This window comes from Thermococcus gammatolerans EJ3, from assembly GCF_000022365.1.
Classification (GTDB): domain Archaea; phylum Methanobacteriota_B; class Thermococci; order Thermococcales; family Thermococcaceae; genus Thermococcus; species Thermococcus gammatolerans.
Genome location: NC_012804.1, coordinates 134,675 through 154,628 on the forward strand (window position 1 = coordinate 134,675; position 19,954 = coordinate 154,628).

General features: G+C 52.7%; 21 protein-coding genes. 13 read left to right on the forward strand and 8 right to left on the reverse strand.

Features of this window, described 5'->3' with window-relative positions; genetic code table 11:
- Positions 1–28 precede the first annotated feature (28 nt).
- On the forward strand, positions 29–1,303 hold the full coding sequence (locus tag TGAM_RS00700) for an amidohydrolase family protein (RefSeq protein ID WP_048810963.1): 1,275 nt from the start codon (positions 29–31) through the stop codon (positions 1,301–1,303).
- A 2-nt stretch (positions 1,304–1,305) separates the two neighbouring features.
- Here TGAM_RS00700 and TGAM_RS00705 read toward each other — a convergent pair whose 3' ends face one another.
- Both TGAM_RS00705 and TGAM_RS00710 read right to left on the reverse strand, forming a co-directional pair.
- Positions 1,306–1,593, reverse strand: coding sequence for a hypothetical protein (locus TGAM_RS00705; RefSeq protein ID WP_014122826.1), 288 nt, complete (start codon positions 1,591–1,593; stop codon positions 1,306–1,308).
- A gap of 58 nt (positions 1,594–1,651) precedes the next feature.
- Positions 1,652–2,539 (reverse strand): ADP-dependent ribose-1-phosphate kinase, encoded by an 888-nt coding sequence (locus TGAM_RS00710; RefSeq protein ID WP_015857761.1) that lies wholly within the window; start codon positions 2,537–2,539, stop codon positions 1,652–1,654.
- Between the two features lie 145 nt (positions 2,540–2,684).
- Here TGAM_RS00710 and TGAM_RS00715 point away from each other — a divergent pair, with 145 nt between their 5' ends.
- From TGAM_RS00715 to TGAM_RS00760, 10 genes are read left to right on the forward strand one after another with little or no spacing between them, the layout of a single operon-like run.
- On the forward strand, positions 2,685–2,996 hold the full coding sequence (locus TGAM_RS00715) for a V-type ATP synthase subunit H (RefSeq protein ID WP_015857762.1): 312 nt from the start codon (positions 2,685–2,687) through the stop codon (positions 2,994–2,996).
- A 2-nt stretch (positions 2,997–2,998) separates the two neighbouring features.
- Entirely contained in the window at positions 2,999–5,005 is a 2,007-nt protein-coding gene (locus TGAM_RS00720) for a V-type ATP synthase subunit I (protein ID WP_015857763.1), read from the forward strand.
- A gap of 15 nt (positions 5,006–5,020) precedes the next feature.
- Positions 5,021–5,506, forward strand: coding sequence for a V-type ATP synthase subunit K (locus TGAM_RS00725; protein WP_015857764.1), 486 nt, complete (start codon positions 5,021–5,023; stop codon positions 5,504–5,506).
- Positions 5,507–5,543: 37 nt separating this feature from the next.
- The gene (locus TGAM_RS00730; protein WP_015857765.1) at positions 5,544–6,137 is read left to right on the forward strand and encodes a V-type ATP synthase subunit E; all 594 of its coding nucleotides are present in this window, start codon (positions 5,544–5,546) and stop codon (positions 6,135–6,137) included.
- Positions 6,138–6,142: 5 nt separating this feature from the next.
- Entirely contained in the window at positions 6,143–7,243 is a 1,101-nt protein-coding gene (locus tag TGAM_RS00735) for a V-type ATP synthase subunit C (RefSeq protein ID WP_015857766.1), read from the forward strand.
- Positions 7,240–7,548, forward strand: coding sequence for a V-type ATP synthase subunit F (locus TGAM_RS00740; protein WP_015857767.1), 309 nt, complete (start codon positions 7,240–7,242; stop codon positions 7,546–7,548). Before TGAM_RS00735 ends, TGAM_RS00740 begins: the two co-directional genes overlap by 4 nt.
- Before the next feature lie 6 nt (positions 7,549–7,554).
- On the forward strand, positions 7,555–9,312 hold the full coding sequence (locus TGAM_RS00745) for an ATP synthase subunit A (RefSeq protein ID WP_015857768.1): 1,758 nt from the start codon (positions 7,555–7,557) through the stop codon (positions 9,310–9,312).
- A 5-nt stretch (positions 9,313–9,317) separates the two neighbouring features.
- Complete coding sequence (locus tag TGAM_RS00750; RefSeq protein ID WP_015857769.1) at positions 9,318–10,709, forward strand: ATP synthase subunit B; 1,392 nt, start codon at positions 9,318–9,320, stop codon at positions 10,707–10,709.
- Between the two features lie 24 nt (positions 10,710–10,733).
- Positions 10,734–11,378 (forward strand): V-type ATP synthase subunit D, encoded by a 645-nt coding sequence (locus TGAM_RS00755; protein WP_015857770.1) that lies wholly within the window; start codon positions 10,734–10,736, stop codon positions 11,376–11,378.
- A gap of 38 nt (positions 11,379–11,416) precedes the next feature.
- Positions 11,417–12,634, forward strand: coding sequence for an alanyl-tRNA editing protein (locus tag TGAM_RS00760; RefSeq protein ID WP_015857771.1), 1,218 nt, complete (start codon positions 11,417–11,419; stop codon positions 12,632–12,634).
- On the opposite strand, the gene TGAM_RS00765 is transcribed toward TGAM_RS00760, so the two are convergent.
- The 5 genes from TGAM_RS00765 to TGAM_RS00785 form a co-directional block, all read right to left on the reverse strand.
- Entirely contained in the window at positions 12,631–13,461 is an 831-nt protein-coding gene (locus TGAM_RS00765) for a 7-cyano-7-deazaguanine synthase (RefSeq protein WP_015857772.1), read from the reverse strand. The genes TGAM_RS00760 and TGAM_RS00765 overlap by 4 nt on opposite strands.
- 36 nt (positions 13,462–13,497) lie before the next feature.
- Positions 13,498–14,160, reverse strand: coding sequence for a hypothetical protein (locus TGAM_RS00770; protein WP_015857773.1), 663 nt, complete (start codon positions 14,158–14,160; stop codon positions 13,498–13,500).
- Between the two features lie 20 nt (positions 14,161–14,180).
- Positions 14,181–15,551 (reverse strand): ABC transporter permease subunit, encoded by a 1,371-nt coding sequence (locus TGAM_RS00775; protein WP_015857774.1) that lies wholly within the window; start codon positions 15,549–15,551, stop codon positions 14,181–14,183.
- The gene (locus TGAM_RS00780) at positions 15,544–16,569 is read right to left on the reverse strand and encodes an ABC transporter permease subunit (RefSeq protein ID WP_015857775.1); all 1,026 of its coding nucleotides are present in this window, start codon (positions 16,567–16,569) and stop codon (positions 15,544–15,546) included. Before TGAM_RS00780 ends, TGAM_RS00775 begins: the two co-directional genes overlap by 8 nt.
- Positions 16,570–16,657: 88 nt before the next feature.
- Positions 16,658–17,569 (reverse strand): radical SAM protein, encoded by a 912-nt coding sequence (locus TGAM_RS00785; RefSeq protein ID WP_015857776.1) that lies wholly within the window; start codon positions 17,567–17,569, stop codon positions 16,658–16,660.
- A gap of 68 nt (positions 17,570–17,637) precedes the next feature.
- Between TGAM_RS00785 and taw3 the strand changes: the two genes are divergently transcribed.
- Complete coding sequence (gene taw3 / locus TGAM_RS00790) at positions 17,638–18,222, forward strand: tRNA(Phe) 7-((3-amino-3-carboxypropyl)-4-demethylwyosine(37)-N(4))-methyltransferase Taw3 (protein WP_048810964.1); 585 nt, start codon at positions 17,638–17,640, stop codon at positions 18,220–18,222.
- A gap of 10 nt (positions 18,223–18,232) precedes the next feature.
- Here the strand turns inward: taw3 and TGAM_RS11095 are convergent, their stop codons facing one another.
- Complete coding sequence (locus TGAM_RS11095) at positions 18,233–18,448, reverse strand: hypothetical protein (protein WP_148206239.1); 216 nt, start codon at positions 18,446–18,448, stop codon at positions 18,233–18,235.
- 129 nt (positions 18,449–18,577) lie between these two features.
- Here TGAM_RS11095 and TGAM_RS00795 point away from each other — a divergent pair, with 129 nt between their 5' ends.
- Positions 18,578–19,948: a DNA methyltransferase gene (locus tag TGAM_RS00795; RefSeq protein WP_048810965.1), complete on the forward strand. Its 1,371-nt coding sequence runs from the start codon at positions 18,578–18,580 to the stop codon at positions 19,946–19,948.
- The last annotated feature ends 6 nt before the right edge of the window (positions 19,949–19,954 follow it).

Genomic DNA, 19,954 nt, shown 5'->3' on the forward strand with positions numbered 1-19,954 from the left:
ACACACCCCTTTAAAAGGAGGGATCGCCATGAGCGTTCTCATCAGGAACGGTTACGTGGTTTACGGTGAAAACCTCGAGGTTATTAAAGCAGACGTCCTCATCGAGGGCAACAGAATCGTCGAGGTCAAGAGGGGAATCAACGAACCCGCTGACACGGTCATAGACGCCACCGGAAAGGTCGTTTCCCCTGGATTCGTTAACCTGCACACCCACTCTCCGATGGGGCTCTTTAGGGGCTTAGCAGACGATTTGCCGCTTATGGAGTGGCTGGAAAAGCACATCTGGCCAAGGGAGGCGAAGCTAACGCGCGAGCACATCAAGGTCGGGGCTTATCTCGGAGCGCTTGAAATGATTAAGACCGGCACGACAACCTTCCTCGACATGTACTTCCAGATGGACGCCGTTGCAGAGGCAATCTTCGAGGCGGGCCTTCGTGGATACCTGAGCTATGGCATGATAGACCTCGGCGACCCCGAGAGGACGGAGAAGGAGCTCAGCGAAGCCATCCGCGAGATGAGGGCGATAGAAAAGCTCAACTCCGACAGGGTTCACTTCGTCTTTGGGCCGCATGCGCCTTACACCTGCTCCCTTGCCCTTCTGAAGGAAGTTAGGAAGCTCGCGGACGAACACAATAAGCTGATAACGATTCACGTGGCCGAGACGATGGCCGAGCTCGGAAAGATCCAAGAAAGGTATGGAAAGAGCCCCGTCGTTCTGCTCGACGAAATCGGCTTCTTCGGGAGCGATGTTATCATAGCGCATGGCGTCTGGCTAGACAGCAGGGACATAGCGATTCTCGCGAGGAACGGCGTCACTGTTGCACACAATCCAGCGAGCAACATGAAGCTGGCCAGCGGTGTCATGCCTCTCCAGAGGCTTCTCAACGCCGGGGTTAACGTCGGCCTTGGAACCGATGGCTCGGCGAGCAACAACAACCTCGACATGGTAGAGGAGATGAAGTTAGCTGCGTTGCTCCACAAGGTCCACAACCTTGACCCGACGGTGGCAGATGCAAGGACTGTTTTCAAGATGGCCACTCAGAATGGTGCAAAAGCGCTCCGCCTCAACGCCGGCGTTATAAAGCCCGGCTATCTGGCCGACGTGGTTATCTTCGACTTCAATCAGCCTCACCTGAGGCCGATAAACGACGTTGTTAGCCATCTTGTCTACTCCGCAAACGGCAACGACGTCGAGACGACAATAGTTGACGGCAAAATCCTGATGTTGGATCGCGAGGTTCTGACGCTCGACGAAGAAAAGATATTCCAGAGGGTGGAGGAGGCCGTTGAAAGCCTCTCCTGACTTTATCCTCCAAAGTACTCCTCCACGAGCTCCTTCGCGGAGGGCTTGTAAAGTTCCAGAACTTCAATGTCCTCGATGACGTTTCCCTCGCGGAGTTTGAGCTTTACCTTTCCCCCGTAAACCTGAAGATCGTCCAGCATGCCGTAAATGGCGTCCTCTGCCTCAAGAGGGGTTTTAAACTTCATTATGTACTCCTCGCCGTCCGGAAGGATGAGCTTGATCCAGTACTCGTTCTTCCTCTTGAACGGCCTCGTCACCTTGGGCTTGAAGTTCTCAACGATTATTTCCACGCGATCACCTCCGCGCTCGATGACCTTGAGGTTCTCTAACCTTTAGCCCTTTGAATTTTTAAGGGTTCCCATCGAACGGAAGGTTCAGATTGAGCTCCCTGCTCTTCTCCACTATCCTTTCGAGCGGCACAACCGCACTCCTGGCCCCGACCTTTTGGACGGTCAGATAGGCCAGCAACATGCCCAGCTTTGCGGAATCCTCCAGAGACCAGCCCTTCAGCACTCCGAAGATGATTCCCGCAGCGAAGGAATCGCCGGCACCCGTTGAGTCCACGACCTTCGCGCTGAGCCCCCGGATCTCCTTTATCCTGCCCTGTTGGTCCCTGACAATTGCCCCGCCGCCGTTCAGCGTTATTATGAGGTTCTTGGCCTTTGATAGGCTTGGATCTAGTGAACCAAACTTCCGCCTGTACTCGTCCTCGTTCATCAAGAGGTAGTCTATCCTCTCCTCCACGTCCTCGGGGAGGGGGGCTTCTCCAATGTCTAGGGAGACCGTTATCCCGTTCTCACTTGCGAATTCAATGGCCTCTCTGATTATTCTGGGTGGATTGGACGAAAGGTGGATGTGTCTTGCCCTCTTCATGTAGTCGAAGTCCAGCTCCCGTTTCTCGTTAGCACCGAGGTATTTAACGATCCTTTTATCCTCCCCGTGAATTATCGCGACGGCTATGCCCGATGGGACATCTACCACCTTTATTCCACCGGTGTCAACTCCAATTCTTTTGAAGTACTCAATGTGAGCCCGTCCGACCTCGTCGTTTCCAACGGCACCTATGAAGCCAGTTTTCAGCCCCATATGGGCAAGCCACGTAATCGTGTTCCCCGCTGCACCTCCCAGCCCGAAGACGGCTTTTTTGGCCGAAATCTTTTCATGGAATTCTGGAAAGCGATCCACTAGCATTATTATGTCGTAGTTGAGGTTTCCTATTCCAATCACGTCGAACATTCGGTCATCCCCCCATCGGTCTTTGTCATTTGTCCTTTTCTGGTTTTGGGTTTCGAGGTTTCCCCCACCACAAATTATTTAAGGTGAATTAGGTTAGCCAAAGCGGAAGCTGGAACCTGTTTTCAATATTCATGGGGGGCCAATCATGGAGGACGTCATCAAGCGCATTGTTGATGCCGAAAAAGAAGCAGAGGCGAGAATTGAAGGAGCGAAGGCGGAAGCAAAGAAAATCATTGAAAAAGCAAAATCAGAGGCAAAGCTCATCGAGGAGGAGATCATCGAAAAGGCGAGGGCTGAGGGAGAGGAACTCGTCGAGAAGGCCAGAAAGGAAGGCGAAGAGGAGGCTAGGAAGATCACCGAAGCTGGAGAAAAGGAGATCGAGGAGATGAAAGTTAAAGCCACCCAGAACTTTGAGAAGGCCGTTTCTGCCGCAGTACAACTCGTGAGAGGGAGTTGAGCATGTTCCGGCCGGCTGAGATGCTCAAGGTTGAGCTGATAACCCTTGAGAGATACAGGGACAAACTGCTCACTTACCTCCACGAGGCCGGAGTCGTGGAGATCAGGGAAGTTGACGTCGAAATCGCCCAGAGGGACGCTCCCAACGAGTTCTACCGCAAGGCCGCTTCCTATGCGATCACGATCTCCAGGATGGCCGACTTTCTGAAGGCCCATCTGCCGGCCAGGGGAGGGGGGATTAAGGAGTTCATCTTTCCCAAGGAGCCGGAGAGAAAGGAGTATCACTACCGGGGCATAGAGGAGCTCATAAAGGACACGGAAAAGTTTCTCGCGGAGGTAGAGCCCCTTATCAAGGCCGTTGAAGGCAGGATAAGCTCCATAAACACTGAGATAGAAAGGATCAAGGCCGATATGGAGATCCTTGAAATCCTGTCATCCTTCAACATCGACGTCTCTTACCTCAGACACAGCGGAACCGTCACGGTTCTCGTTGGGACGGTTGACAGGGCTAAGTTCCCCTCCCTCAGGGAGGAGCTCTCCTCGGCTCTCGAGGGAAAGGTTGCCATTGTCCACAGGGATCTCAAGGACACCGTTGTCATGGTCCTCGCTTTCCTGACGAAGGATTACGACAGGGCCAACCCTGTTCTCGCGAAGCACTCCTTTGAGAGGCTTGAGATTCCAAGGGGTGAAGGGACGCCCTCTGAGCTCCTCAAGGAGTACCGCAGGATGCTCTCCAAGAAACTCGATGAACTGGAGAGGGTTCACAGGGAAGCCAGCGAGATAGCGGAGAAGTACTACCGTGATGTTCTCTTCTACCTTGAGCTCGTTGAGAACGAGCGCAACAAGGCCAACGCCCTCAACCTGCTCGCCAGAACCAACATGACCTTCGCTTTGAGCGGTTGGGTTCCCGAGGAGGACGCTAAGAAGGTTGAGGAGGGCGTCAAAGAGATAACGAACGGAGTGGTTTACATTTCCTTCAAGAAGCCCAAGAAGGAGGAAATCGAGGAGATTCCAATTAAGCTCAAGAACCCCGGCTGGGCGAGACCCTTCGAGATGCTCACCGAGATGTACGGCGTTCCGAGATACGACGAGATAGACCCGACTCCGATTATAGCCTTCACGTACTCGTTCTTCTTCGGCTTCATGCTCACCGACTTCCTCTACGGTCTCATCGTCGGCATAATCGCGGCCCTGCTCGTCAAAGGCCACAAGAAGTTCAACGACGGAACCTACAAGTTCGCCTACACCCTTCTCTGGAGCTCGGTCTTCACTATGCTCATGGGAATCCTCTTCGGCAGTTACTTCGGCAACGCGGGAGACATCGTCCTTCAGTACGTCACGGGCAACCCGAACGCCCAGTTCTGGCGCATTGCTGACGCTTTGAAAGATCCGATGTTCGTCCTGATCCTTGCCCTTGCCATAGGCCTGGCGCACCTGTTCACGGGCTACACCCTAGGCTTCATAGTCAAGTGGAAGAACGGCGACGTCAAAGGGGCCATCCTTGAACAGCTCCCCTGGATGCTGGTTATAATCGCCGTAGTCCTCTTCGCGACCAAGAACGCCTCTCTTGCAACGCCTGCCAAGGTACTCTTTGGAATCGGCATAGTCCTCTTCGCAATCGGTGAAATAGTCGCCAACGGTGGCCTAGCAGCGCTGCTGATAATCTCGGACTTCTTCGGCTTCGTGGGGACGTGGCTTAGCTACGCAAGGCTTATGGCCCTGGCACTGGCAACCAGCGGAATAGCGATGGTCATCAACGTCTTAGCTGGAATGGTCTGGGGAATTAAGATAAGCGTCGTTCCGCTCGGAATCGTCATAGGGCTGATTATCTTCATCGGGGGCCAGTTGTTCTCGACCGCCATAAACGCCCTCGGTGCCTTCGTTCACTCTCTCCGTCTTCAGTACGTTGAATTTTTCGGAACATTTTATTCCGGTGATGGAAAGCCCTTCGAGCCCTTCAGGGCGAGGAGGGTGTTTTCAAAGCTTAAGCTCGAAAGTGGAAGCGAATGAGGAGGTGTATGGAGTATGGATCCGATAGTTTACGTATCCCTCGGAGCCGCCCTCGCGGCGGGACTGGCTGGGGCAGCCTCTGCCTTTGGAGTTGGTATAGCAGGTGCTGCAGCTGCAGGAGCTGTTGCAGAAGACGAGAAGAACTTCAAAAACGCGCTGATACTCGAGGGCCTGCCAATGACCCAGAGTATCTACGGCCTCATTACGCTGTTCCTGATCCTGCTCAGCGCGGGGATCATAGGCGGCGGCTTCAAGTTTGCTAAGCCCAACATGGACAACATCGTTAAGAGCGCTATCCTGCTCGGTGCCGGTCTCACCGTCGGCCTCACGGGCCTCTCCGCTATACCGCAGGGTATCATCGCCGGTGCCAGCATCGGTGCCGTTGCCAAGAACCCGAAGACCTTCACTCAGGGTATCATCTTTGCCGCTATGGCAGAGACCATGGCCATCTTCGGTCTCGTCGGTGCGCTCATCATGATCGCCACCGGCGTTGGTCTCTGAGCCCCTTTCCTTTCATTACTCGTACGGAGGAAGGAAAATGGAGGGTGCAGAACTCATCATTCAGGAGATACACAGGGAGGCGGAGCAGAAGATTCAGTACATACTCAGTGAGGCACAGCGCGAAGCGGAGAAGCTCAAGGAGGAGGCGAGAAAGAGGGCTCAGTCCCAGGCCGAGTGGATACTCAGGAAGGCTAAGACCCAGGCCGAGATAGAGAAGCAGAGGATAATAGCGAACGCCAAGCTTGAGGTCAGAAGGAAAAAGCTCGCCGTTCAGGAGGAGCTCATAGGAGAGGTTCTTTCGGCAATGAGGGAGAAGCTGGCCGCCCTTCCGGACGACGAGTACTTCGAGGCCCTCGTCAGTCTCACCAAAGAGGCAATTGAAGAGCTCGGGACCAAGAAGATCGTCCTCCGCTCGAACGAGAGGACGCTCAAGCTCATTGATTCCAGAATGGAAGAGTTCTCGGAGAAGGTGGGCGTTGAGGTTTCCTTAGGTGAGCCCATCGAGTGCATCGGCGGCGTCCTCGTGGAGAGCCCGGACGGCACGGTTAGGGTGGACAACACCTTTGACGCGAGGATAGAGAGGCTTGAGAGCGAGCTTAGGGCTACCGTTGCCAAGGCCCTCTTCGGGTGAGGACCATGGGAGCCGAGACAGTAACGGCCATCCTTGACACTACTCTGGGCGTGGTCTTCACTTGGCTTGGCTGGAAGACTGCCAAGATAATCAGGAAGTACACCCCCTACTCCTACCCCAACGCGAGGATCAATGCGATGGAGGCCAAGCTGTTAACTGGGCAGAGGTTCAACGAGCTGGCCGAGAGCAGGACGCTTCAGAACTTCATCGTGAACTTGGAGGACACTGACTACAAGGTTCACCTCTCGGGCGTGACTGAGGATCCCCTTGAAATCGAGAGGGCCTTTGAGAGGGCACTCGCTTCGACGTACCTCCTGATGGAGGAGATCCTTCCGAAGAGGGTCAGCGGCTTCTTCAGGCTCCTCCTCGAGGAGTGGGACGTCAGGAACATAGCGAGCGTTGTCAAGGCAAAGGTCAGGGGAGAGCCAGCGATCGACTACGTGGTCGAGATCGGGACTATGGTACCAAAGGTCAAGGCTATTGCAGAGGCGAAGACCATGGAGGAAATCCTGGTGATCCTTGAGGGAACACCCTACGAGGAGCACTACCAGAGGCTTCTCCTCGGTGAAATAGACGTCGATCAGTTTGAAACCGAGCTCTACAAGGTTTACTACTCCCGCCTTCTCGAGTACGCCACATCCAGAAAGGAAGAGGAGAGGCTGATCCTTGAGGAGTTCGTCAGGACTAAAATAGACATAAGGAACATCGTGACGCTACTCAGGGCAAAGCGCGCCGGTCTTCCGGGAGAGGTCATCAAGAGGCACCTTATCCCCGGGGGCAGCGTGAAGCTCGACACAGCTTTGAACGTCGATGACCTGGGCATGGCCCTGGCGGAGCTCGATTCAACCAAGTACGGCAAGGTTCTCAGGGACGAAAGGGAAAAGATAGAGAAAGATCTCACCCTCGTCGAACCCGTGCTCCAGAACCACTTGCTTAGGAGAATGGAGGAACTCACGAGGTTCTACCCCCTCAGCGTTGCAACACCCCTGAGCTACATCCTGAAAAAGGAGCGGGAGATAAAGAAGCTGAGGGCGATGGCCAAGCTGATAGCCGATGGCTTTGAACCTGAGAAGATCAAGGAAATAATCGGGGAGGAGTTGGCATGAAGATAGCGGTCATGGGGGACCCGGATACTGCCCTGGGTTTTAAGCTTGCAGGGGCCCATGAGGTTTATTCATTCGGTTCAAGCCCCCTGGAGATAGAGAGGGCCAACAACAAGCTGAAGGAGCTCGTTGAGCGGGACGATATAGGTATAATACTCATCACCGAGACCCTGGCCCAGAGGGTTGAGGTTCCAGAGGTGGAGTTTCCAATCATCCTTCAGATTCCGGACAAGTCCGGTTCGAGGTTTGGAGAGGCCCAGCTTAGGGAGATAGTTAGGAGGGCCATCGGTGTTGAGCTCAAGAGGTGAAGGAAAATGGGAAGGATAGTTAGGGTTACGGGACCACTCGTCGTTGCGGACGGAATGAAAGGGGCCAAGATGTACGAGGTCGTTCGCGTTGGTGAGATGGGTCTCATCGGAGAAATAATCCGTCTCGAAGGGGACAGGGCGGTCATCCAGGTTTACGAGGAGACAGCAGGCATAAAGCCCGGTGAGCCGGTTATCGGAACGGGTTCGTCGCTCAGCGTCGAGCTCGGCCCTGGCTTGCTCACCTCGATGTACGACGGAATCCAGAGACCTCTCGAAAAGCTCCGCGAGCTCAGTGGTGACTTCATAGCGAGGGGTCTTACCGCCCCGGCCCTGCCGAGGGACAAGAAGTGGCACTTCACGCCAACCGTTAAGGTTGGGGACAGGGTCACTGGTGGAGACATCCTTGGTGTCGTCCCCGAAACCAGCATCATCGAGCATAAAATCCTTGTTCCACCTTGGGTCGAGGGTGAGATAGTCGAGATAGCCGAGGAGGGCGACTACACCGTTGAGGAAGTCATAGCAAAGGTCAAGAAGCCGGACGGAACCATCGAGGAGCTCAAGATGTACCACAGGTGGCCCGTCCGTGTCAAGAGGCCCTACAAGAACAAGCTCCCACCCGAGGTTCCGCTCATCACGGGGCAGAGGACGATAGACACCTTCTTCTCGATAGCCAAGGGTGGAACCGCCGCCATTCCGGGTCCATTCGGTTCAGGAAAGACCGTCACCCAGCACCAGCTGGCGAAGTGGAGTGACGCACAGGTGGTAGTTTACATCGGTTGCGGTGAGCGCGGAAACGAGATGACCGATGTGCTTGAGGAGTTCCCCAAGCTTAAGGACCCGAAGACCGGAAAACCGCTCATGGAGAGAACGGTTTTGATAGCTAACACCTCAAACATGCCGGTCGCTGCCCGTGAGGCTTCGATCTACACCGGCATCACCATCGCCGAGTACTTCCGCGACCAGGGCTACGACGTCGCTCTGATGGCCGACTCAACGAGCAGGTGGGCCGAGGCCCTGCGTGAGATTTCCGGAAGGCTTGAGGAAATGCCCGGTGAGGAGGGTTATCCGGCCTACCTCGCGAGCAAGATAGCGGAGTTCTACGAGCGTGCCGGTCGCGTCGTTACCCTCGGAAGCGAGCCCAGGGTTGGTAGCGTCTCCGTCATCGGTGCCGTTTCACCGCCGGGTGGAGACTTCAGCGAACCCGTCGTTCAGAACACCCTGCGTGTCGTCAAGGTCTTCTGGGCCCTAGATGCAGACCTCGCGAGGAGGAGGCACTTCCCTGCAATCAACTGGCTGAGGAGTTACTCCCTCTACCTCGATGCCGTCCAGGACTGGTGGCATAAGAACGTTGACCCAGAATGGAGGAAGATGCGCGACACCGCTATGGCCCTCCTCCAGAAGGAGGCCGAGCTCCAGGAGATCGTTAGAATCGTCGGTCCAGATGCACTGCCCGACAGGGAGAAGGCCATACTCATAGTCACCAGGATGCTCCGTGAGGACTACCTCCAGCAGGACGCTTTCGACGAGGTCGACACCTACTGCCCACCGAAGAAGCAGGTAACCATGATGCGTGTAATTCTCAACTTCTACAACAGGACGATGGAGGCCGTTGACAGGGGCGTTCCCGTTGACGAGATAGCCAGGCTCCCGGTCAGGGAGAAGATCGGACGTATGAAGTTCGAGCCCGACGTTGAGAAGATTAGGGCGCTCATAGACGAAACCAACGCCCAGTTTGAGGAGCTCTTCAAGAAGTACGGGGTGTGATGCTCATGCCGGGAATGGAGTACTCCACCGTTAGCAAGATTTACGGCCCGCTGATGATCGTCGAGGGCGTTAAAGGCGTAGCTTACGGTGAGGTCGTGGAAATAGAGACAGAGAGCGGGGAAAAGAGGAAGGGGCAGGTGCTTGAGGCCAGGGAGAACCTCGCGATAGTCCAGGTCTTTGAGGGAACCCGCGATTTGGACATCAAAACAACGCGCGTCCGCTTCACCGGCGAGACCCTCAAGGTTCCGGTTTCAATGGACATGCTGGGTAGGATATTCAACGGTATCGGCAAGCCCATCGACGGTGGACCGGAAATCATCCCCGAGGACAGGAGGGACGTTCACGGTGCACCGCTCAATCCGGTCGCGAGAGCCTACCCGAGGGACTTCATCCAGACCGGTATCTCAGCCATAGACGGTATGAACACCCTCGTTCGCGGTCAGAAGCTGCCCATTTTCAGCGGTTCTGGTCTGCCGCACAACATGCTGGCAGCGCAGATAGCGAGGCAGGCAAAGGTCCTCGGTGAGGAGGAGCAGTTCGCCGTCGTCTTCGCGGCGATGGGTATCACCTACGAGGAGGCCAACTTCTTCAAGAAGAGCTTCGAGGAGACCGGAGCAATTGAGAGGGCCGTCCTCTTCCTCAACCTTGCCGACGACCCGGCCATCGAGCGTATCATCACCCCGCGTATGGCCCTGACCGTTGCAGAGTACCTCGCTTTCGACTACGACATGCAGGTTCTGGTTATCCTCACGGACATGACCAACTACGCGGAAGCTCTGCGTGAGATTTCCGCTGCTAGAGAAGAGGTTCCAGGAAGGCGCGGATATCCGGGTTACATGTACACCGATTTGGCGACAATCTACGAGCGTGCCGGCCGTGTCAGGGGCAAGAAGGGAAGCATAACCCAGATGCCGATCCTCACGATGCCCGACGACGACATCACCCACCCGATTCCCGATTTGACCGGTTACATCACCGAGGGTCAGATAGTCCTCAGCAGGGAGCTCCACAGGAAGGGTATCTATCCACCAATTGACGTCCTTCCGTCGCTCAGCCGTCTGATGAAGGACGGTATCGGTAAGGGAAGGACGAGGGAAGACCACCCGCAGCTCAGTCAGCAGCTCTACGCCGCCTACGCCGAGGGACGCTCCCTTAGGGACCTCGTCGCCGTCGTCGGTGAAGAAGCTTTAAGCGAGACTGACAGGAAGTACCTCAAGTTCGCGGACAGGTTTGAGAGGGAGTTCGTCGCCCAGCGCTACGACGAGGACAGGAGCATCTTCGAGACCCTCGACCTCGGCTGGGAGCTCCTGGCGGAGCTTCCGGAGAGCGAGCTCAAGCGTGTCAGGAAGGAGTACATCCTCAAGTACCACCCCAAGTACAGGAAGAGGGGCTCTTAACTTTCAACTTTTTAGGTGGTCGAGATGGCAGAACTGCTCAACGTCAAGCCTACCAGAATGGAGCTCCTCAACCTGAAGAGGCGCATCCAGTTGGCAAAGAAGGGCCACAAGCTCCTCAAGGACAAGCAAGATGCGTTGATAATGGAGTTCTTCACCATCTACGATGAGGCCCTCCAGCTCAGACGGGAGCTCAACGAAAAGATGGGAGTGGCCTTTGAAACCCTCACGCGAGCCCAGATCGAGGCTGGAACACTTCCGCTCAGGGAAGCCGCACTGGCGGTCAAGCCCAACAAAGAGGTTGAGATAAAGCGGAGGAACGTCATGGGAGTCTCGGTTCCGCTGATCGAAGCCGAGGGCTTTAAGAGAAAGGCCAGCGAACGCGGCTACGCCTTTGTCTCGACGAGTCCATTCGTCGATATCGCAGCGGAAAAGTTCGAGGAGGTTCTTGATTTGGCCGTTCGCCTCGCCGAGGTCGAGGAGACTCTTAAGAGGCTCGCGAGGGAGATAGAGACCACAAAGAGGCGCGTTAACGCGCTTGAGTACATCATAATCCCGCGCATGGAGGCAACGGTTAAGTTCATCAAGCAGCGTCTCGATGAGATGGAGCGCGAGAACTTCTTCAGGCTCAAGAGGGTCAAGGCCCTCATAGAGGCCCGCTCGGGAAGTTAACCTTTTATTCTACCTTTCCATCCTCCTCTGGTGGTGACATGACGGAAAAGCTCTTTTACAGGGATCCCTACCTGAGGGAAACGAGGGCCAAAGTTCTTCACGTTGAGAAGCTCGGAGATAGGGTTAGGCTTCTCCTCGACAGGACTATTTTCTATCCCGAGGGAGGCGGCCAGCCGTCTGACAGGGGTTTCATAGAGGGAAACGGCTTCAGAGTTCTCGTTGATAGGGTTTACGGAAAGGACAAGATCTGGCACGAGGGAAAGCTCGAGGGCAGGTTTCCGGAGAAGGGCGATGAAGTGAGGCTAACCCTCGACTGGGAATGGCGCTACGAGAACATGCGCGCCCACACCGGCCAGCACATTCTCTCGGCAGTCATAAAGGGTCTCCTGGGGGCAGACACGACGGGCTTCCAGATATTCCCCGAGCACGGCAAGATCGAGATCGACTACCCCGGGGAGCTGAGCTGGGAGCTGGTAAACGAGATCGAGAGGAAAACCAATGAAATAATCTGGGGCGACGTGGAGGTGGAAGTTGAGGTCTACGAAGAGCTTCCCGGAGAGCTGTCTGAGAGACTCAGGAAGCCCCTCTCCGAGAAAGTGAAGCCCCCGATAAGGATAGTCAAGATTGGAACGGTTGATGTGACTCCCTGCGGCGGAACCCACGTGAGGAGCACGCGCGAGGTTGGCGTCCTCAAGGTTCTCAACTTCTACCGCAAGAGCAGAAAGCTGTGGAGGATAGAGTTCGCTACCGGGAACAGGGCTTTGAGGGCTTTGAACGAGATTCTCAAAGACTACTGGGGGTCTTTGGAGGAGATGCCCAACAAGAACCGGCCCCTCAGGGAGAGAGTCATTGAGCTCAGGAGTGAACTCGAAAAACTTGAGGAGGAGAAATCAAAACTGAGGCGTGAACTCTGGCGCTGGAAGGCTGAGGCCCTCATCAAAAACGCCCGGAAAATCGATGGGGTCAGGGTTATTACCCTCGTCGAGGAGTGGCCGATGAAGGACGCGCAGGCCTTCGCAATTTACCTCGTCGAACACAACCCCGGTACGGTGGTACTCATCGCGGGCGAAAACTACGTTGTCTTCGCCAAGAGCGAGAAACTCGACGTTTCAATGAGATCGCTTTTGAGGGCCGTTTTGGCGGAAGTCGGCGGCGGAGGCGGTGGAAGCGACAACCTCGCCAAGGGGGGTGGCTTCAGGGTTTCCCCAAGGGAAGTCCTCGATATTGCGGTCAAAAAGCTCGGGGAATTGCTCTAGGGAACTCGGGGGAAATCTATTCCAAGCTTTTTCTTCACGATTTCCCACTGCCACTCGGGGACTTTTGGCTTTTGAAGCTCCTTCTCCGCCCTCTCCCTGCTCATGAGGCCGTACCTGACGAGGGCTGCTATCCGCCTGTGTTCAAAGCTGTGGCCGTGCTTTTCCCAGTAGAGCTCCAGAGCGGGCCCGAGAACGAGGCAATTGGTGGTGTAGCCCGGCAATTCCAGAAACTCGAAGGGGAGCTTTTTCAGGATTTCAAAGCGCTCTTTCTCGGTCATCATTGATAGGAGTCTTATTTGAATGACTCCGCCACTCATGAGCCTATACGGATGGTGGCCGAAGGGTAGCTCATGGCCGGTTATTATGTACCTGTATCCCTTTCTGATGGCGTACTTTCTCAGTTTTTCCATTGTTCTCCTCGAACAGGCCCTGCACGGGCTCTGGCCCTTCAAAAGCGCGTTCCTGAAAATGTCCGAGTAGTCGTACCGCAGAACCCTGAAAGGAACCCCAAGGTGCTCGGCTATTCGTCTCGCGTTCTCTATGGCTTCCTCCGCCATGAGCCCGTGATCTATCATGACCGCTTCAAGTTCTGGGACCTTGTAGACCTCCTTTGCAAGGTAGAGTGCGACGACACTGTCCTTTCCACCGGAGTAGGCGACTATCGCTTTGTCAACGTTCTTCATGAGCTCGTCGAGTTCCTTCCTGATTCTCTCTCCCTCAACCGGGTGCTTTAGGTAAACCTGACATTCACGGCATATCGGCTTCCCGTCAATAATGTCTATTTTGGCCGTCCTCTCATCGTTAACGCAGAGCGAGCACTTCAGCATGGGAGGGAGAAGGAGAGAGCAGTTAAAAACCTTAGGTCATCGTCTGAACCTTTCAAGGGGTTTCCTGACGACTTCTTCGGTTTTCTTCTTTCCTGTTCTGGCCATGAAGAAGACCAGGATGGGAAAGGCGTTGCTCATGAGGATCCCGCGGTTGTTTCTTCCCACGAACCACCCGAAGAGCAGCCCGAACAGAAAGCCTGCTCCCCAGAGGTAGAGGAGAAAGTTTCCGGCGCTCATGCCGGATTTGAGAGTTATGGACAGGGTTTTATACGCTATGCCAAGGGTTACCACGAAGAGGGCCTCGATGAGAAGCGAGAGTGTGGAGGCCCTGCCTATTATCGAGAGCAATCTCCCCTCATTTGAGTATTCCCTGACGATCCTCTGGTCGTGAACGGTGTAAATTAGAGTTTTGGAGAGGTTTGAGCCGCTCCTGAACGTGAAAATGCCCAGAACCGCTCCGAGCAGCGTTTTGTCCTTGAGCTTCCAGAAGGCCCATAGGCCTATTGCAATCCAGATCACGGTGTAGAGTATCTCATAACCCTTCTTCTCGTTCTCAGGTATCTCCACCCTGAGGACCCTTCTCCAGACCGAGCTCCCCATTCCCACAGTGAACCTTGCAACCCCTACCATCACGTTCAGGCCAAGGAATACGGAGAGAAGCGCCAGAGAGAGGGCCTTTTCCACTATCATGGTCATCATCTCGCACTTTATCTCATGAACTACATCTTAATAAACTCTTCCTCGATCCAGTTGGCTATCACAACGAAGGAAATCGCAAGGAGGGCCATCGAGAACCCTATGGGGAGGACGAGCCACCACAGGAACTGATACTGGGCGTTGTAGACTATGGTCTGACTCATGAGGGAGCTCCAGTTGAAGCCAGGTGAGATGTTGAAGAAGCCGAGGAGGGTGAGGAGGGCTATGACCCCCGGGATTGTTATGGCGAGCTGTTCGAGACCGTAGGGCACGAGAATCCGGGAAACGTGCTTTTTCAGTATCCAGGGGAGGTTTCCGCCGAGGGCTTTCGACGATTCGATGTAGCCCTTCCGGAGTTCTTCCTTAACTATTGAGCGGACGTTCCTTGAGATGTTCCCGATCAGGAGGATCCCGAGTACGAGCGCCACCGAGAGGGAGTGGACTTTGATCACGTAGACCCTGTTCTCCAGCTCGATGGTTCCCAGGGCTATTATCGTGACCATGGCGAAGGGGAGAGTTGGAAGAACCGTGAGGAAGCGCGAGGCGAGATTCGAACCGGTGCCAACTTTCCCCCCTATTGCCCCGAGGGTTCCCAGGAGGAGGCCGAGACTCACGGAGATCAAAGCCCCGGCGAAGGCTATGAGCAGGGTTTCCCCCATCCCCCCGAGGAAGCCGACCCAGACATCCCTTCCGAAGATGTCCGTGCCGAGGAAACCGTGACTCTGGCCCGCAATGAAAACCCTGATCGTCTCGTTGGGTTCCAGTTTGGGGATCTTTCCCCCGTACATTGCCCTGATTATCGGGGAGTCCTGAGCCTTTATCGTTATAACGTACTTCCCGTGAAGGGGCTTCGGGTTGGTAAGGCAGTCCTCCTTTGGTTCCGAGAAAACTGTGTTGAAGACGTTCTTGCCGAAGAAGGACTCCCCTGTTAGCTTTGTGCCGCACCTTTTCTCGGCAAGTTCCTCAAAGAGGGGATAGTTCTTTTTCAGGTGCAGCGTGTAGTTCATCAAACTTGGGGAGCCGGCAAATAGCTTTATTGTCTCGTTGTCCGGTGTTGTCATGGTTATCTCGATGGATTTGGTGGTGTTCATGATGACAACTATGTCCTCCGGGGCCAGGCTGTAGTGAAAATCGTACGTGAACCTGAAAACTCCGTCTCGGTATTCTCCCCTCACCCACTCCGAGGGGGGTAGCCCTTTAAAGGCCCCGTACCACTCAGGGGGTTTCGCTTTGGGGTTTCTGTCCCAGTAATCGAGGTTGTTCCAGTTTTTCAGGTCCTCTGCCCGGATTGTGAGGGGTCCGACGAGAGACGCAATTATGTAAGCGGCCACTATGAGGAGCGCAATTGAGACCCTTCTCGGAATTCCGGATCTCCTCTCTCCCTTTTCAGTCATTGATCTCCCTCCTTGGATCCAGGTAGAGGTAAAGGGCCTCCAGAACTGTTGAGTTCAGGAAGTAGAAGGCCGCCATGACAAAGGCCACGAAGAAGATACTGAAGCCGTCGAAATGGAGGTGTGGTATCTTCGGCTCCCCGAACTCGTTTGGGAGGTATATAACCTCGACCGAATCCGCCAGAACCTTTCCAATCCCGGGAACCTCGAAGAGCTTCTCAACGGCCATAGCACTCATCATAAGGTTGAGGAAGTTGTAGCTCGTGAAGGTCAGGAAGGAGGGTAAAACGGTCCTCAGAAGCTTTCTCATGATCCTCCTGTCCGGCAGTCCCTTGAGTCCGTCGATGAAGAAGTACTCCTCGAAGGCCTCCCTCTTGACCAGGTTCCTGACGTTGAAGGCGTAAACGACGACGTTTGAGAGCGTCAGCGCTATAACCGGCAGGAGGAGGGCGTTCAGGTATGCCATGATCCCAGCTCCCCCGTAAGCCTTTGCCCTCATCAGGGAGTTTGTGTAGCTGATGTCACCTATGTCCCACTTCCACCACAGCGTCCACACGAAGAGCAGGGCCCAGAACCAGGCTGGAATTCCGGAGAAGAGGGGTGCCAGTGCCGACAGAACCCTATCCCAGAACCCTCCTTTGTAACCAGCTTTCAGACCCCAGTAGAGGCCGAAGGCAAATATCAGGAGCGTGGTCATAGTCAGAACCGCGAAGCTGAGTCCGATTGTCTTCAGGGTTTTCCAGAGTTTCTTTCCCCTGAACTCTTTGATTAAGTATCTGAAGTAGGCCCTAACCCTCGTCTTTATTGATTCGATGTCCATCCTCTGTTTAAGCTCTGTTATCTCGTTAACGTACTTCTCGTACTGGGCCATTTCTTCGGGCGACAGTGTTTTCAGATCAACGGGTGTGTTTAATGTCACTCTGTCTGCCTTTTCCTCTGCGATGGCAACCACAGTCGCCGTGAGCAGGAGTGCCAGTGATATCAGAACGAGGTTGAACAGGAGGTCCCTAACGATCCTCATAATTCAACCCTTGAAGAAATGCGGTTGAAAATTTATAAATTTTTGTAGAAAATGGGAACATCTTGATAAAATGAAGTTATGTGTAACATCACGTTACATTTCGTTCCCTTTTTACCAGCGGAACAACGTCCCTCGCGACACGCCGCGCGCTGAAGAGGGTGAGGTGATCCATCTTCTGGTACAAAACTAGCTGGCAGCCGCTTATGCGAACGTCGATGTACTTCTTGGCCTCCATCGCGGCCTTCAAGAACTCCCTCACGCTCTCAGCCCTATCGAAGTCGAGGCCCGCCTTCCTCAGCCTTTCCACGTTGAGTTCATGGATCGTGAGGGGCTGGAGCATCATCTCGTCGACGCCAAGGGAAGATGCAAGTTCGGCTATTTTAGGTATGTCCTCGTCGTTTATCCCGGGCATGAAGATCGTTCTAACGACCGAGCGAACGCTCTCGTCCGAGCCAACTATTCTCAGTGCATTCACAACGGCGTCGAAGGTATCTGCGTTCGTTATTTTGAGGTGCTTTTCTCTGGTTGAAGCGTCGAGGCTTATCATGACGAGGTCGAAGTCGAGCTTTTCCCACAGCTCCTCGGTCAAAAGCGAGCCGTTGGTCTGGAGGTCAAGTCTCGCCTCTGGAAAGCGCTCGCGGAGCATTTTGTTTACCTCAACGATGCGCGGGCTGAGAAGGGGTTCCCCGTACTGCGAGACTGTTATTGCCTTCGGGTTCTCCCAGCCGTAGTAGCCGGGCTTTGGAGCCTTTCCAAGCTTCACAGCGACGTTCGAGTAGCAGAATATGCAGTCGTGGTTGCACGCTGGGGTCAGCTCGTAGCTCGGATGATGAACCGGGTTTGGATTGCTCAGATCGAGGCCCTGACAGCCCTGACAGTGGGTTGGAATTTTTAGATCCATAACAAACTTCTTGAGAAGCCTTGCCTCCTTGTTCTCGAGGATCTGAGGCTCTACACCCATGCTTCTCGCAAAGTCTTCCCAGCTCATCTTTATGCCCATGTCACCACCTACACCCGAATCGAAAAGCTCTTTAAAAGGTTGGCTGGACTGATGTGGGAAGTGAGAACATGGGCTTCCTCTACATCAAGAACTTCGACGAGCAGAAGGCCAGAGCAATGGAGGGCCTCCGGCGGGCCCTAGAAGAGGGGAAGGTTGATGAGGACATAATAACCCTGCTCGAGAAAATCAACGCGCTTGAGAACTACTTCACAACCTCCTCATGCTCGGGCAGAATCTCGGTCATGGAGATGCCCCACTTCGGCGACAAGGTTAATTCAGTCTGGCTCGGCAAGTGGCACAGAGAAGTCACCGTCGAGGAGGTTCTTGAGGCGGTTGTGAGGCACTCCAAGGGTCAGCTCTGGTTCTTGGTCAGGAGCCCAATCCTTCACGTCGGCGCAAGAACTCTGGAGGACGCGGTTAAACTGCTCAACCTCGCGATAGGGCTGGGCTTCAAGTACTCGAACATTAAAAGCGTGAGCCATAAGAAGCTCCTCGTTGAGATACGCTCGACGGAGAGAATGGACGTTCCGCTCGGCTCTGATGGGGAGCTCTGGGTCGATGAGGCCTACATCGAGAAAATCGTTACCATAGCGAACGACCAGCTGAGAAGGTTTAAGAGAAAGCTGAAGAGGCTGGAGGAAGAAATTGAATAGAGAAGTAGAATTAGTGCTTGGTGCTTGATTTTTTGGATTTTTGTACATTGCTTAGCAATCCTCTTTCAGTTAAATCTTTTCTTATCAATGAACGAATGTAGTCACTTATACTTACGTATTCATTTCCAATGAGCTCATTTTCTATTATATCAACCCATTTTGAGGGAACTTGAGTTCCGAGAACTACATTGTTTTTCTTAGAGGTTCGCGTCATGTTGTCATTCACCATAATCAAGTCAATTAATTGATGATTTAAAGGTAACCATAAATTTTAAATATATTTAACCATACTTAACAACAAGGCTGCACATCCAAAAAATATAAAAGATTGCATCTAAGAGGAAGGTGGGAAACAATGACACTAGATAAATGGATTCACTTTAAGTCATCCTCCGTTAGTGAAAAAAAAGACATTGATAGTATTCTGACGGAATTATCTAGGAAAGTTTCTCAAAAAGTTACTTTTGTTAACAATGCTAATGAACCCATTCATAGATGGTTTAAATTTCCTGCAGGATTTTCTGCGTCGTTAGTGAGAAATTCTATTAATATTTTTAGAATCACATCTAAAGATACTATTCTTGATCCTTTTACAGGTTCTGGAACTGTAAATGTAGAAGCGAAGAGACTCGGAATAACTTCTGTTGGTGTTGAGGCACATCCTCTCGTAGCTAAAATTGCCCAGATAAAGACTTATTGGGAATTTGAGCCAAAAGAATTATACACTCATGTTACTTCAATTATAAATGACATTGAACGAAAATTAAACTCTAAACGCATACTTCATGATTATGAAGATCAGATAATGAAATCCCCAAAATTATTGCTAAAAGTATATCCTCCTGAAACTTTAGCAAGATTATATTTTATTAGAGACTACATAACACATACTAATATTGACGATCACATTAGAGACTTTTTACTGTTGGCACTATTAGGTATTTTGAGAGAAGTTACAGATGTCGATGTTGGATGGCCATATATCTTGCCCAAGAAGAAAAAAAGAATAGCAAAACCTGTAATGGAAGCATTTAGGGAAAGAGTTCTTCTTATGTACCATGATCTAAAGGAAGTCAAAGAACAAGTACAGAACCCGGCAATGGCAGAAATATATAACTTTGATTCTCGATTTCTGGCCAAAATAATAAACGAAAATAGCATTGATTTTATTTTTACTTCTCCTCCTTATTTAAACAATTATGACTATGCTGATAGAACACGACTTGAGCTGTATTTTTTGGGATGGTGTACTAGTTGGAGAGATATAACTGAGAAAATTAGGAGAAGATTAATGATAGCGGCCACCACACAAGTTCAGCGATCAAAAATGAGAAATATAAAACTAAGTGGTCTGATACCTCCAGAAGTTACAGATGAACTAAATGAAAAAATAAGTCAGCTGGCTCAAGAACGAGAAAAAAGAAGTGGTAAAAAAGACTATGATCTCATGGTACTTGGATATTTTAATGATATATCTAGAATTCTATCTCAGATGTATGCAGTATTAAAACCCAAAAAATACGCAGTAATCATTGTTGGAGATTCTGCCCCGTATGGGGTATATATTCCTACACATGAATATATAGCAAAAATATCCAAGTTTGTAGGTTTCTCTGACTATAGGATATTACTACTACGAGAAAGGGGCAAAAGATGGAAAGCAATTAAGGGTATACGGAGGCACAACATAGATTTAGGAGAATACATGGTAGTGCTAAAAAAATAGAATAGC